The organism is Amycolatopsis alkalitolerans (assembly GCF_006152065.1).
Classification (GTDB): Bacteria; Actinomycetota; Actinomycetes; order Mycobacteriales; family Pseudonocardiaceae; genus Amycolatopsis_E; species Amycolatopsis_E alkalitolerans.
Window position 1 is genome coordinate 25,246 of the sequence record NZ_VDFW01000022.1, and the last position, 13,586, is coordinate 38,831.

12 protein-coding genes and 1 pseudogene are annotated in these 13,586 nt (G+C 71.2%); 5 read left to right on the forward strand and 8 right to left on the reverse strand.

The features are described from left to right. The first annotated feature begins 71 nt into the window (after positions 1-71). Complete coding sequence (locus tag FG385_RS22950; RefSeq protein ID WP_235022742.1) at positions 72-1,919, forward strand: EAL domain-containing protein; 1,848 nt, start codon at positions 72-74, stop codon at positions 1,917-1,919. A 39-nt stretch (positions 1,920-1,958) separates the two neighbouring features. On the opposite strand, the gene FG385_RS22955 is transcribed toward FG385_RS22950, so the two are convergent. From FG385_RS22955 to FG385_RS22965, 3 genes are all read right to left on the reverse strand, one after another. Continuing rightward, positions 1,959-2,498: a GNAT family N-acetyltransferase gene (locus tag FG385_RS22955; RefSeq protein ID WP_139098840.1), complete on the reverse strand. Its 540-nt coding sequence runs from the start codon at positions 2,496-2,498 to the stop codon at positions 1,959-1,961. Positions 2,499-2,546: 48 nt separating this feature from the next. Next, entirely contained in the window at positions 2,547-3,710 is a 1,164-nt protein-coding gene (locus FG385_RS22960) for an LCP family protein (protein ID WP_139098841.1), read from the reverse strand. 99 nt (positions 3,711-3,809) lie between these two features. After that, complete coding sequence (locus tag FG385_RS22965) at positions 3,810-4,499, reverse strand: alpha/beta hydrolase (RefSeq protein ID WP_139098842.1); 690 nt, start codon at positions 4,497-4,499, stop codon at positions 3,810-3,812. Between the two features lie 19 nt (positions 4,500-4,518). Between FG385_RS22965 and FG385_RS22970 the strand changes: the two genes are divergently transcribed. Genes FG385_RS22970 through FG385_RS22980 form a run of 3 tightly spaced genes read left to right on the forward strand, consistent with a single transcriptional unit; the run spans position 4,519 to position 6,347 of the window. Beyond that, positions 4,519-5,220, forward strand: coding sequence for a sugar isomerase domain-containing protein (locus FG385_RS22970; protein ID WP_139098843.1), 702 nt, complete (start codon positions 4,519-4,521; stop codon positions 5,218-5,220). A 54-nt stretch (positions 5,221-5,274) separates the two neighbouring features. After that, on the forward strand, positions 5,275-5,856 hold the full coding sequence (locus FG385_RS22975) for a TetR/AcrR family transcriptional regulator (protein WP_139098844.1): 582 nt from the start codon (positions 5,275-5,277) through the stop codon (positions 5,854-5,856). Next, complete coding sequence (locus FG385_RS22980) at positions 5,853-6,347, forward strand: nitroreductase family deazaflavin-dependent oxidoreductase (RefSeq protein WP_139098845.1); 495 nt, start codon at positions 5,853-5,855, stop codon at positions 6,345-6,347. Before FG385_RS22975 ends, FG385_RS22980 begins: the two co-directional genes overlap by 4 nt. On the opposite strand, the gene FG385_RS22985 is transcribed toward FG385_RS22980, so the two are convergent. Further along, a complete protein-coding gene (locus tag FG385_RS22985) occupies positions 6,322-8,187 on the reverse strand; it encodes an ABC transporter ATP-binding protein (protein ID WP_139098846.1) in 1,866 nt (621 codons plus the stop codon). The two genes, FG385_RS22980 and FG385_RS22985, sit on opposite strands and share 26 nt — an antisense overlap. A 240-nt stretch (positions 8,188-8,427) precedes the next feature. Between FG385_RS22985 and FG385_RS22990 the strand changes: the two genes are divergently transcribed. Beyond that, positions 8,428-9,726: a hypothetical protein gene (locus FG385_RS22990; RefSeq protein WP_139098847.1), complete on the forward strand. Its 1,299-nt coding sequence runs from the start codon at positions 8,428-8,430 to the stop codon at positions 9,724-9,726. On the opposite strand, the gene FG385_RS22995 is transcribed toward FG385_RS22990, so the two are convergent. The 4 genes and pseudogenes from FG385_RS22995 to FG385_RS23005 all read right to left on the reverse strand — a co-directional run bounded on the left by FG385_RS22995 (position 9,704) and on the right by FG385_RS23005 (position 13,476). Next, the gene (locus tag FG385_RS22995) at positions 9,704-9,913 is read right to left on the reverse strand and encodes a helix-turn-helix domain-containing protein (protein WP_005437638.1); all 210 of its coding nucleotides are present in this window, start codon (positions 9,911-9,913) and stop codon (positions 9,704-9,706) included. The genes FG385_RS22990 and FG385_RS22995 overlap by 23 nt on opposite strands. A 250-nt stretch (positions 9,914-10,163) precedes the next feature. Further along, the gene (locus tag FG385_RS35675) at positions 10,164-11,138 is read right to left on the reverse strand and encodes an ABC-F family ATP-binding cassette domain-containing protein (RefSeq protein WP_407645533.1); all 975 of its coding nucleotides are present in this window, start codon (positions 11,136-11,138) and stop codon (positions 10,164-10,166) included. Positions 11,139-11,213: 75 nt separating this feature from the next. Then, positions 11,214-11,762 (reverse strand): annotated as a pseudogene (locus tag FG385_RS35680) (ATP-binding cassette domain-containing protein); the annotation flags it as partial. A 157-nt stretch (positions 11,763-11,919) separates the two neighbouring features. Further along, positions 11,920-13,476: a deoxyguanosinetriphosphate triphosphohydrolase family protein gene (locus FG385_RS23005; RefSeq protein ID WP_139098849.1), complete on the reverse strand. Its 1,557-nt coding sequence runs from the start codon at positions 13,474-13,476 to the stop codon at positions 11,920-11,922. Between the last annotated feature and the right edge of the window lie 110 nt (positions 13,477-13,586).

Genomic DNA, 13,586 nt, shown 5'->3' on the forward strand with positions numbered 1-13,586 from the left:
GACCAGCGGGGGCGCCCGGGCGCTCGCACTGCGGCTGACCTGGCCTTTGTCCATCCAGCAAGGGGTGAAGCGTGCCGGAACCTGGTGGGGCGCCAGGATTGGCCGAGGTCGTCCAGCGATGGGCGGTACGACTGGCCGACACGGATGGGGTAGGACTTTCCGCCGACCGGCTGGAGGCTCTCGTGCAGGGCGTCGTCCGCGACGCCCTGGCGACGGTCGAGGCCGGGCGTGAAGCCGCCATCCGGCGATTCAGCGCGCTCTACTCGGCCTCGCCGATGGGTATCGCGCTGGCAGACAAGGCCGGAGAGATCGTCGAGGCCAACGCGGCGCTCGGCGCGTTCCTCGGTCACAAGCCGGAGGACCTGCGTGGCCGCCACATCGCGGAGCTGGGCTTCTCGCGCCGCGACGCGGAACGCCTGCGGGCCGGGCTCGACGAACTCGAAGAGACCGACGTCGAGCACCACCGCCAGCGCGTCCGGCTGGCCCACGCCGACGACGCCGGCACGTGGGCCGACGTGACGCTCACGATGCTGCCGGGCGACCGCCCGGGCTCGATGTACCCGGTGCTGATGGCGCTCGACGCGAACGAAGTCCACTCGCTGCAGGAGACCCTGCGGCACCAGAGCGTGCACGACCCGCTGACCGGCCTGTCCAACTCCTCCCGCTTCGACACGATGCTCGAAGCGGCGCTCGGCCCCTCCGCGCGAGACCAGATCGCCCTGGTGTACCTGGACATCGACGGGTTCAAGGTCATCAACGACGGGCTCGGCGCCGGTGCCGGGGACAAGGTGCTGCGCGGGATCGCCCGCAAGCTCAAGGACGTCTTCGCCGGACCGGACACGCTCGTGGCCCGGCTCTCCGGTGACGGGTTCGGCATCCTGCTGCGCGGCAGGCTGAACGCGCGCGAGGTCATCGCGCTCGTCGAACGCGCGCTGGAGGATCTGGGAGAGCCGATCTACCTCGGCGATCTGGGCGTCGGGGTCAGCGCGAGCGCCGGCATCGTGGTCCGGGACGTCGCCGACGGCGGTCCCGGGGACCTGCAGCGCGCCGCGGAGATCGCCTTGCACCGGGCCAAGGAGGCCGGCAAGGCGCAGTGGATGCTGTTCGACCCGGAACTCGACGCGCGCGACCGCGCCCGCTACCGGCTGGGTGCCGAAATCGCCGGCGCGCTGGAGAACGGCGAGTTCTCGCTGATGTACCAGCCGACGGTGAAGCTCGACGGCAGCGGCGAGGTGGCGGCGGTCAACGCCGGGCTCCGCTGGCACCACCGCGAGCAGGGCGAGCTGGACTCGGCCGAGTTCTTCCCGCTCGCCGATACGACCGGGATGACGATCCCGCTCGGCAAATGGCTGCTCACCCGCTCGCTCGCGACCGCCGCCCGCTGGCGCAGCGAGTACGGCGACGCGGCACCCGAAGTGTGCGTGCGACTACCGCGGCGGCTCGCGATCGACGCCGACCTGGTGCGGCTGGTCAAGGATCAGCTCGACAGGCAGGAGCTGCCCGCGAAGGCGCTGCGCCTGTGCACCGACGCCGAGTCGGTGCTCGATCCGCGCGGCGAGGTGCTCGAATCGCTCGCGGTGCTTTCGGAACTGGGCGCGAAGCTCGTGCTGACGGTGAGCGGCTCGGCGGATCTGGAGCTGATCTCCCGGCACGGGCTGAACGTGCAGTACGTCGTCCTCAGCGGGGCGGTGGTGGACGCGATGGCCGACGGCGAGGACGAAGCCGCCGCGCGGCATCTCGACCAGCTCATCGCGCGGGCCCTTGAGCTGCGGCTGTGCGTCGGCGCCGAAGGAGTGGTGAACCCGGAGCAGGCCGAGCGGCTGCGCGCCCACGGCGTGGTCGCCGCCCGCGGCCCGTTCGCCGCCACCTCCGCCACCGACGACGAGGTCGACACCCTCATCGCACCGGCGGTGCCGTGAGGGACCCCCTCATGCCCATATCTGCTGTGAGGGACCCCCTCACGGCAGTAGATCGGGGGCTGGCAGGCGCCAGTGCACGTGGATGCCGGTGCCGCCGGCGAGGTCGGCGGGCGCGCTGCCGACGCGGGTGAAACCGAGTCGGGCGGGGATCAGGCCACTGCGCTCGTTGGCCTGGTCGTGCCGGATCTCCACCCGGTTCGCGCCGATCCGGAAGGCCTCCGTGACCAGCAGCGCCGTCGCGCGCGTCGCGACGCCGCGCCCGGTATGCGGTTTTCCGAGCCAGTAGCCGATCTCAAGACCGCCGTCGCCGATCCGGGTCATCAGGCCGCACGCACCGATGATCTCGTCGTCATCCGTGACGATCGCGTAGCTGAAGGCCTCGCCGTCCTGCCACTCCCGTTCGGTCGTGGCGAGGAACTCGACGGCATCGGCCTCGCTGTACCTGTCCGCCGCCCAGGGCATGAACCGCGCGAGGTGATCGAGCGAGTCGTGCACGACGCTGTAGAGCGCCGCCGCCTCGTCGGTGCGCCAGCGGCGCAGCCGGATCTCACCGTCGGACAGTTCGACTGCGGGTTCCATGCCCCAATGCTGCCCGGCGGCACCGCCGGGCGCACCGGATTTTCCCCGTCAGTTCGAGATCACCGAGTCCGGGAGCGGGGTGTCCCCGCGCAACGCGTCGAACAGCTGCTTGGACTTGGTCTTGTCCCAGTGCTCGGCCGAGCTCGAGGTCACCGGCATGGTCGTGGTGACCACGCCACCGTCGGAGATCCCCCGCATCGCCCACGCCAGGCCGAGCAGGTTCTGCAGGTGATCGCCCGAGTCCATGGTCAGCGCGTCCGGCGCGGACGCGAGCAGCGGGAAGAGGTGGAACGGGTTGAGCAGCGTGCCCGGCGTCGCGATCTGGCTCGCGAGCGCGCCGATGAACTTCCGCTGGTTCTCCACCCGGTCCAGGTCGGAGCGCGGGGTCGCGCTGCTGTGCCGCATGCGCACGAAACCGAGTGCGTGCGCGCCGTCGAGGGTCTGGCAGCCCGCCGGGATCGTGACGTTGGTGTAGGTGTCGTGCATTTCGGTCGGCACGCACATGTCCACGCCGCCGATCGCGTCCACGATGTTCGCGAACCCGCCGAACCCGATCTCGGCGTAGTGGTCGATGCGCAGCCCGGTCGCCTGCTCGACGGTCTTGACGAGCAGCTGCGGCCCGCCGATCGAGAACGCCGCGTTGATCTTGCTGGTGCCGTGGCCCGGGATCGCGACCTCCGAGTCGCGCGGAAGGCTCAGCAACGTCGGCTTCGTGCTGTTGTCGGGCAGGTGCGCGATCATGATCGTGTCGGTGCGGGAACCGCCGCCGGCCGCGGCGGTGTCGCCCGTGGACAGCTGCTGCTCCTGCTGCTGGGTCAGCCCGTCCCGGCTGTCCGAGCCGACGACCAGCCAGTTCGTGCCCGACGCCGCCGCCGGGCGGCCGCTGTAGTCCGCGAGCGCGTTGACGCGGTTGATCGACGAGTCGAGGTAGATCCACACGCCGGCGAGGAACACCACGAACAGGACGACCAGCGTCAGCAGGATCTTGCCGGGGCCGAACCGGCGTTTGCGCCGCGGGGGCCTTGGCCGCGGCTGCTCGTCGAACGCCGACTGCTCGGGCGGCACCGGCGGTGGGCCGGCCGGGCGCCGCGGCATCGCCCGCGTCGGGCCTTGCTCCCGTCCCGGCAGCGGCAGCATCTGCGCCCGCTGATGCTGCCGCTGGCCTCGTGGCCGCGAGTAGCCGCCGCCGCCGTAGTCACCGCCGTAGGTCATGTCCGTCTCACCCGTCCCCGATCTCGGCTTGCGGTGTCCTAGTGAACAGCAAACCTCCCCACAAGGGACGCCCGACTCCCCGAAAGGGTTGTGCCGGCCCTACCGCGGCACCCGTAACCGCTGGCCAGGCGCGTGCGACCAGGCCGGCAACGGGGTCACGCCCAGCGCGTCGAGGACGAACTCACGGACCAGGCGGTTCCACGCGAACGGGCGCAGCAGCATCGCGTGCTCCTCGGACATCAGTTCGAACCTCACCAGCCGGGCGGCGACCGCGCGTGCTCGCTCCGCGTAGGCGTAGGACTCCGCGGGGCTGGTGATGTGGTCGAGCGTGCCGTGCGCGATGAGGACGCTGCGGCCGCTGACCGGTTCGACCGGTTCGCCACGCGGGGTCCACGGCGCGAGCGCGCACACCGCGGTCACCGCCGGATCGCCGGCGACGCGCAGCGCGACCCGGCCGCCCATCGAATGCCCGATGAGGAAGACAGGCAGACCGGGACGTTCCGCGTGGATGCGCTCCAATGCCCAGCGCGCGTCGGCGACCGGAGGCAGGTCCGGGTCGTTCCAGCCGCGAACCCGGTTGCGCAGCAGGCGAACCTCGGTCCCGTGCCGGCCCGCGGCCGACGCGATCGCGCGCGCCAGCGGCACCATGCGCAGATACGCCGCGCCCCACGGCCGCACCCGCGCCGGCCCGTGCTCCGCGCCGCCGTGCAGGACCAGCGCGACCGCCCGGACCGGACCACTGGCCGGCCAGGTTCGTAGCCCTGGCAAGGGATCGAGCACACCGTCCATTCCCGCTAGTGTGCCCCGCGTGATCCAAGACCTGGTTGTCGACGCCGTCAGTACCGCGGAGAAGAACAACACCGACGAGGTCGCGCGGGCGGCCGGGCTCGTGGTGAAGAGCCTGCGTGCCGACGGTCTCGTCTTCACCGCGGGCGCGGGACATTCGCTGGCCGCGGTGGCGGAGACGTTCTACCGCGCGGGCGGGCTCGCCTGCGTGTACCCGCTGTACCACCCGGAACTGCTGCCCCTGCACGGCGCGCGGTCGAGCACGAGGGCGGAGCGGCGCAGCGGTCTCGCGGCCGAGGTCCTCGCCGCGAAGGCCCCGGGACCCGACGACGTGCTCGTCGTGTTCTCCACTTCCGGCGTCAACCCGTACCCGGTCGAACTCGCCCGTGCCGCCCGTGCCGCCGGGGCGCCGGTGATCGCCGTCAGTTCACGGCAGTCGGTGGCCGCCGCGCCGAGGCGGGCCGGCACCACGCTGATCGAGGAGGCCGACGTGGTGCTCGACACCGGCGTGCGGCCCGGCGACGCGAGCTTCCCCGTCGAGGAACCGCGTACCGCCGCGCTCTCCACGATCCTCAACGCGCACCTGTGGAACTCCGTCCTGGCCAAGGTGGTCACACTCGCCGGAGACACGCCGCTGTGGCGCAGTTCCAACGTCGAGGGCGGGGACGAGGCCAACGCCTCGCTCTTCGCGCGCTACCAGCCCCGGATCCCCCCTCTCGGGTAACGGGTGTACGATCAGGGCAGTCGTACAGGACGGTTGCCCTGCCGGGAGGATCCCATGACGTCGCCGGCCGCGGTCCGCGGGCGAGAGGTACGCCAGAAGCTGCTGGCCGCCGCGGTCGAACTGATCCCCGAGCGCGGCTGGACAGCGGTGAGCACCCGGATCCTGGCCGACCGCGCCGGCGTCACGCCCAGCGTCGTGCACTATCACTTCCCCTCCCTGCAAGCCCTGCTGATCGAGGCCGTGACCGGCGCGATGCGGCAGGTGCTGGCCGAGTCGGGAACGTTCTTCGAGACGGCGCGGACACCGGCGGACGCGATCGGCGGGATGCTCGCTTCGGTGGACCAGTACAGCGGCGCGGATCCGATGTCGCTGCTGTTCATCGAGGCGTACCTGGCCTCGACCCGCGACGAGCGGCTGCGCGAGGAGATCGCCGGGCTCGTCGACGGGTTCCGGCAGCGGTTGAGCCGGTGGCTGGACGAGCGCGGGGAGCCCGCGCCGGAGGCCACCGCCGCCGTACTGGCGGCTGTCATCGACGGTCTGGTCCTGCACCGCGGCCTGGGCGCCGGGGTGGACACCGGCGCCGCGGCCGCCGTGCTGCGCAAGCTCGTCACCGATCCGACACAGGAGGGGAAATGAACGGAAAACCCGTCGGACGCCTTCTGGGCGTGGTCTTCCGCGCGCCGATTCGGCTCTACAAGCACGATCTCGGCTGGCTGCTGACCAGCCGTGTGCTGTGCCTGACCCATACCGGCCGCCGGTCCGGGCGTCGCTACCGCACGGCGCTCGAGGTGGTCGGCAGTGACAAGACCACCGGTGAGGTCTTCGCCTGCGCGGGGTTCGGGCCGTCCTCGGACTGGTACCGCAACATCCTCGCGAACCCGCCGATCGAGATCGTCGTCGGCCGCCGCCGCTTCGAACCGGCCTTTCGCGTGCTCGACGAGGACGAGGCGGCGGCCGTCATGGCGGCCTTCGAGTACCGCAACCGCTGGATCCGTCCGGTGGTGCACTTCGGACTGAGCAAGCTGCTCGGCTGGCGCTACGACGGCAGCGAGGCCGCCCGGCGGAAACTGGCCGCCCAGCTCCCGCTCGTCGGGTTCCGCCCTAAGCCGCCGCAGGCTCCTCGGTGAACTGGGTGTGATACAGCTCGGCGTACCGGCCCGCCGCCGCCAGCAGCTCCTCGTGCGTGCCCCGCTCCACGATCTCGCCATGCTCCACGACCAGGATCTGGTCCGCGGCGCGAACGGTGGAAAGCCGGTGCGCGATCACGAGTGCGGTCCGCCCGGCGAGCGCGTGCGTCAGCGCTTCGCCGACCGCGGCCTCGGATTCCGAGTCCAGATGGGCGGTCGCCTCGTCGAGCACGATCACCCGCGGCTGGGCGAGCAGCAGGCGCGCGATCGTGAGCCGCTGCCGTTCCCCGCCGGAAAGCCGGTAGCCGCGCTCCCCCACAACCGTGTCGAGCCCGTCGGGCAACGTGCCCACCAAGTCGCCCAGCCGGGCCCGCCCGAGCGCGTCCCAGATCTCGTCGTCGGAGGCGCCGGGCCGCGCGTACTCGAGGTTCGCGCGGATGGTGTCGTGGAACAGGTGCCCGTCCTGCGTGACCACCCCGACGGTCTCGCGGAGTGACGCGAAGCCGAGGTCCTTGACGTCCACATCGGACAGCCGGACCGAACCGGACTCGACGTCGTACAGGCGCGGCAGGAGCGCCGCGATGGTCGACTTCCCGGCACCGGACGAGCCGACCAGCGCGACCATCTGCCCGGGCTCGGCGCGGAAGCCGATCCCGTGCAGGACCTCCTCGCCGCCCCGGTTGTCCAAAGTCGACACGTCCTCCAGTGAGGCGAGCGAGTAGCGCTCCGCGGCCGGATAGCCGAACCGCACGTCGTCGAACTCCACGCTCACCCCGCCCGGCGGCACGGTGCGAGCCCCCGGCTTCTCCGTGATCATCGGTTCGAGGTCGAGCACCTCGAAGACCCGCTCGAACGAAACCAGCGCCGTCATCACGTCCACGCGCACGTTCGCGAGGGCCGTCAGCGGGCTGTACAGCCTGGTCAGCAGCAGCGCCAGCGCGACGACCGTGCCGGGCTGCAGTTGCCCGCGGATCGCCAGCCACCCGCCGAGGCCGTAGACCAGCGCCTGCGCGAGCGCGGAAACGAGGGTGAGGCTCGTCATGAACCAGCGGGTCAGCATCGCGGTGCGCACCCCGATGTCGCGCACGCGCCCGGCGCGCGCGCCGAACTCCTGGGCTTCCTCGCGCGGGCGGCCGAACAGCTTCACCAGGGTCGCGCCCGGCGCGGAGAACCGTTCGGTCATCTGTGTGGTCATCCCGGCGTTCAGCTGCGCCGACTCGCGCTGCAGATCGGCCATCCGGCGGCCCATCCGGCGCGCGGGCAGCACGAACACCGGCAGCAGCACCAGGGCGAGCACGGTGACCTGCCACGACAGCGTCAGCATCACCGCGAGCGAGAGGATGAGCTGGATCGAGTTCGTGACCAGGCCCGACAGCGTCGCCGTGAAGGTCCGCTGCGCGCCGATCACGTCGTTGTTGAGCCGGCTGACGAGCGCGCCGGTGCGGGTGCGGGTGAAGAACGCGATCGGCATCCGCTGCACGTGCTCGAACACCGCGCGTCGCAGGTCCAGGATCAGCCCTTCCCCGATCCGCGCGGACTGCCAGCGCTCGATGAGCCCGAACCCGGCGTCGGCGACCGCGAGCACCGCCACCAGCACAGCGAGCATGATCACCAGACTGGCTTGGCGCCCGCCGACGATCGTGTCCACGACCTTGCCCGCCACCAGCGGGGTGCTCACCGCGATGACCGCGGAGACCACCGTCAGCACCAGGAAGATCGCGAGGCTCCGCCAGTAGGGGCGCGCGAAACGCGCGACCCGGGCGACCGTGCCGGGCGTCAGCCCACGTGGGGCGTCGGCGCGCCGCATCGCCGAGCTGAGCAATGACCAGGTGTTGTCCACGCCGCACCCCAAATCTCTACATTACTTCAGTTTTTCGTCACAGATGACCTGGACAACGCGCTATCCCACCACAAACTTCCCGAGTCGGCTGCTGAATTTCGGAGACCGGGGCGCCGGCGAGAGCTGACGACGATCCCCGCGTCCGCCTGCGGGGACCGATAGTCGGTGATGACACGTTCGCGTACCGGCACGGCTGACACATCGCGAGGCGACGCGCGCAGACCGGTAGCCTAGCTGGTCATGGGTGTCGAAGCGGTGCCACAGCCGCGCGCCCGCAGCCGGCTCGCGATCCCGCCACTGGCGCTGGACCTGCTCTTCTACGTCGGCTGCCTGGTCTACGCCGTGGTGAGCGCGGTCTCGTCGGAGTTCTACGGGTTCCGGGTCTGGGGCGGGTTCGCGGCGATCGGCTACGGGCTCGCCGCGGCGCATACGGTCTGGCTGTGGACCCAACCCCGCCGACCGGGTTTCCGGCACTCGCGCCGGCTGGGCCTGGCCGCGATCTTCGTGTTCGCGATGCTCGTGCCGCTCGCGGTGCTCGTCGTGCGGCGCCTGACCGGGGTCGACTGGCTGATCACCCCGTATTCGTGGAGCGCGCAGCCCGAGGTCTGGGTGATCGAACGCTCCGCGCGCCTGCTGCTGCGGCACGGAACGCCCTATGTGGACGTCCTGTCGCTCGGCCGCCCGCCCGTGGTCAACGACTACACGCCCTACGGCCCGGTGATGGCGCTGTTCGGCCTGCCGCGCGCTCTGTTCGGCGGCAGCCCGGTGGCCGACGCGCTGACCGACGCCCGGCTCGTCTTCGCGCTCACCGCGTGCGTGTGCGCCTGCGTGACGCTGCGGCTGATGGGCCGCCCGCGGGTGCCCGTGCGCGCGCTCCAGCTCGCCGTCGCCTGCCCGCTGACCGCGCTCACCTGGTCGGTCGCCGGACCGGATCTCGCGATCGTCGGGCTGCTGCTGGTCGCCGGCGCGCTGGCCGCACGGGATCGTCCGGTGGCCTCCGCGATCGTGCTCGCCGCGGTGGTCAGCGCCAAGCTCATCGTGGCACCGGCCGCCGTGGTGCTGGCCGTGCTCACGTTCACCCGGCTCGGGGGCCGGGCGCTCGCGCGGTTCGCCGGCACCCTCCTCGTGGCGGGTGTGGTGCTGACCATGCCCGTGCTGCTGGTCGACCCGGGAGCCTTCGTCGAGCACGTGATCCGGTTCCCGGCGGGCCTCGGGGTGGTGACCTCGCCGGCCGCCAGCCCGCTGCCCGGCCATCTCATCGCGAGTGCCGGTGCCGTGGGGAAGGCCGTGTCGTTCGTGCTCCTGGGCTCGGCGGCGGTCGCGATCATGGGCTGGCTGGTGCGCCGCCCGCCGGTGACCGGTTCGGACGCGATGTTGCGGACCGCGGTGGGGCTCGGGGCGTTCACCCTGCTCACTCCGGCCACGCGCTACGGATATCTGGTGTACCCGCTCGTCCTGCTGGGCGCGATGCTGTGTTTCCGCCGCGCGGAAGGCCGGGACACTATTGGTAGTACTACTACTTCTTCTTCACGCGGGTAGCACCACCGCGACCGCGCAACTGCACACCCGATTCGGAAAGCACGCGGTGCACAAAACCGTACGAGCGTCCGGTGGACTCCGCGAGGGCACGAATACTGGCGCCCTTCTCGTATTTCTTCTTCAGGTCAGCGGCCAGCTTGTCGCGCGTGTTGCCGGTGATCCGCGCGCCCTTCTTCAGGTCAGCCACGTCTTTCCGCCTTCCTACGACAGTGTCCGGGGCCCTGACGGGCCTGCACTCGCAATGATCGAACACCGGGAGGCGGAATGCCAGGCGGCGGGCGAAAAAATCCTCGGAACCGGCAGATATTGGGCCATTTCAGTGTGGTTGCCTTCAACAACTAAACACCCTGGGGGCACCATTCACCGGATCGTCTTATTGTTGGCGACCGGTCACCGCCCGTCGCGCTCGACTATCGAGCCGCGACGGGCGGCGAAGATCAGGCAAGCTGCACGAGTTCCAGGTAATCGGCCGACCAGTGATCCTCGGTGCCGTCGGGCAGCAGGATCACGCGCTCCGGTTCGAGCGCCTCGACCGCGCCCGGATCATGCGTCACCAGCACGACCGCGCCGGCGTAGGTGCGCAGCGCCTGGAGCACCTGCTGGCGGCTCGCCGGATCCAGGTTGTTCGTGGGCTCGTCGAGCAGCAGCACGTTCGCCGCGCTCGAAACCAGGCCGGCGAGCGCGAGCCGCGTCTTCTCGCCGCCGGAAAGGGTGCCGGCCGGCTGCTCGAGCTGTTCCCCGGTGAACAGGAACGAGCCCAGCAGGTTCCGCAGCTCCTGCGCGCCGGTGTCCGGGGCCAGATGCCGGATGTTCTCCCAGACCGACGCTTCGTGATCGAGCGTTTCGTGTTCCTGGGCGTAGTAGCCGAGGCGCAGCCCGTGCCCCGGCTCGACGTTTCCCGTGTCGGGCGTCTCCATCTGCCCGAGCAACCGCAGCAGCGTGGTCTTCCCGGCACCGTTGAGGCCCAGCACGACGACCTTCGAACCGCGGTCGATCGCCAGGTCGACCCCGGTGAAGATCTCCAGCGAACCGTACGATTTGGACAGATTCGCCGCGGTGAGCGGGGTCCGGCCGCAGGAGGCCGGCGCGGGGAACTTGATATGCGCGACCTTGTCCGCGTGGCGCGTCTCGTCGAGGTTCGCGAGCATCTGCTCCGCGCGGCGGGCCATGTTCTTGGCCGCGACGGCCTTCGTGGCCTTGGCCCCGAGCTTCGCCGCCTGCTGCTGCAGGGCCGAAGCCTTCTTCTCAGCGTTCGCCCGCTCGCGGCGGCGGCGCTTCTCGTCGGTCGCCCGCGCGTCGAGATAACGCTTCCAGTCCATGTTGTAGTGATCGAGTTCGCCGCGCGTCGCGTCGAGGAACCACACCTTGTTGACCACCTCGCCGAGCAGCTCGACGTCGTGGCTGATCACCACGAGACCGCCTTCGTGCGTCTTGAGGAAGCCGCGCAGCCAGTTGATCGAGTCGGCGTCGAGGTGGTTCGTCGGCTCGTCCAGCAGCAGGATCGTGTCCGAGCGGCCCGAGGCACCGGCGTCCGAAGCCGCGAACAGGATGCGGGCGAGTTCGACCCGGCGGCGCTGCCCACCGGACAGCGTGCTCAGCGGCTGTGCGAGAACCCGTTCGGCGAGGCCGAGATTCGAGCAGATTCGCGCGGCCTCGCTTTCCGCGGCGTACCCGCCGAGCGAGGCGAACCGTTCCTCCAGGCGCCCGTACTTGCGGATCGCCCGGTCCCGCGCGGACTCGTCGACCAGTTCGGACATGGCCGTCTGCGCCTTTTCCATCTCCCGCAGGAGGGCGTCGAGCCCGCGCGCGGACAGCACCCGGTCCTTCGCGGACACCGACAGGTTGCCTTCGCGCGGATCCTGCGGCAGGTAACCGATTTCACTGCCGTAGCGGACGTCGCCGGCGTAGGGCTGGCCTTCGCCGGCCAGGACCTTGAGCGTGGTGGTCTTGCCCGCGCCGTTACGGCCCACGAGGCCGACGCGGTCGCCGGGCTGGATGCGGAGGGTGGTGCCGGCGAGCAGGATGCGCGAGCCGGCGCGCAGCTCGAGGCCGGTGGCCGTGATCAAGGGAACTCCCGGGTATGGGGGTGGGCAAAGGGCAGCACGAACAAGCGCGCCGCTACTCCAGCAGAATTTCCCGGTACCCCATGCCTCCAGTGTAGCGATCAGGTGCCAGCGATTTTCCCGGCCTTGCTCACAGCACGAACGAATCCGACCACGGCTGGGAGGACCGGCCCGACAGCGCCTCCAGCAGGGACGCCGCCTGCCGGTCGGTCAGCGAGGACACGAAGTCGATCACCGCGCGCCCGCGCGCGAGCCGGCGCACCGCGTCCTCCCCCTCGATCCGCTCGCCGGTCGCGCCGACGAGCAGCTCCGGCGCGCTCACCGCGAGCTCGCCGTACTCGGCGTGCGCGAGCTCGACCAGATCGTGCAGGCGCCGCGGCAGCCGCGACTGCTCGTCCCGGTCGCCGAGCCACGCGTCGAGCGCGTCGACCAGCGTGGTCACCAGGCTCGCCTGTCCGCGCTGGTGCAGCGCGAGCTCGGGGCGCAGCAGCACGAACCGCCGGTGCACGAACTTGAGCACGGCCACCTCGTGCCATTGCGCCGCGCGCAGGGAGACATGCCCGGACCGCGTCGTCGGCGATTCCAGTACGACCATGCCGCCGACCAGCCGTGAGGTCCAGCGCGCCGAGAACGCGGCCGTGGCCTGTTCGGCTTCGATCGAACCGTCGAAGCCGCCCGCCAGCAGCCCGTCGACCAGCTCGGTGCGCACGCGCGCGACCGCGTCGGCGAACGCGTCGTCGTCGACGATCCAGGAGTCGCGGGCGTGGAGACGGCGGCGCAGCCGTTCGAGCGACCGGCCGGGACGGCGGGTCTGCCCGGCCAGCTCCGCACTGTCCAGTTCGGCCAGTTCGAGGGCGTGCGCGAGCCACTGCCCCAGCTCGGTCGCGACCGCCGCGTACTGCAGCACCCCGATCCGGTGGAAGTCCGTGATGTCGTGGATGGCGTAGGCGATGTCGTCCGCGGTGTCCATCACCGAGGCTTCGATCGTCTGCTGCCACGGCTCGAGCACCCCGGCGTACGGTGCCCGCGCCTGCAGCACGTCGTCGAGCTCGGTGCTGTACGCGGCGAACTTCGCCGAACCGGTGCCCGGCGCGTCGGCCGGTTCGGCGGCGCCGCGCGGCGGGTTCGGCATCGTGCGGGGGTGCGGCTCGGGCCAGTGCAGCCGCGTCCACGGGTACTTCAGGACGGCGGCGCGCATCGCCGCGGTCAGGTCGAGGCCGACGGCGGACGGGCCGCGCACGTCGGTGGTGGTGAGGATGCGGAAGGTCTGGGCGTTGCCCTCGAACCCGTCCGCCAGGCCGAACCGGTGCCGCGCGACGCGGTCAAGCACCTGCTCGCCGAGATGCCCGAACGGCGGGTGCCCGAGATCATGCGCGAACGCCGCGGCCTCGGCGACGTCCGGGTCGAGCCCGCCGAGCTTGCCGATCAGCTCGGCGGCGCCGGGCTCGGCCAGCAGCCGGTCGCTGATCGCCCGCGCGACCTGGGCGACCTTGAGGCTGTGGGTCAGCCGGTTGTGCAGCAGCCCCGATCCGGCGGCGCTGACCACCTGGGTGACCCCGCCGAGCCGCGCGAAGAACGGGGACGCCACGATCCGGTCCCGGTCCGCGCGGAACGGGCTGTCCGCCAGGTCCGGCCAGCCCGCTTCGGCCGCGTCGTCCCGGCGCCGCCTGCGGAGATCAGCATGCATCGCCCCACCGTACTGTTCCGCATCGTGAGACCGGATCGGGCAAACCGGCCGAGCCCGGATAACTCTCGGGGCACCTGGGTGAACATCAGCCGACAACTCTGGAGATATAC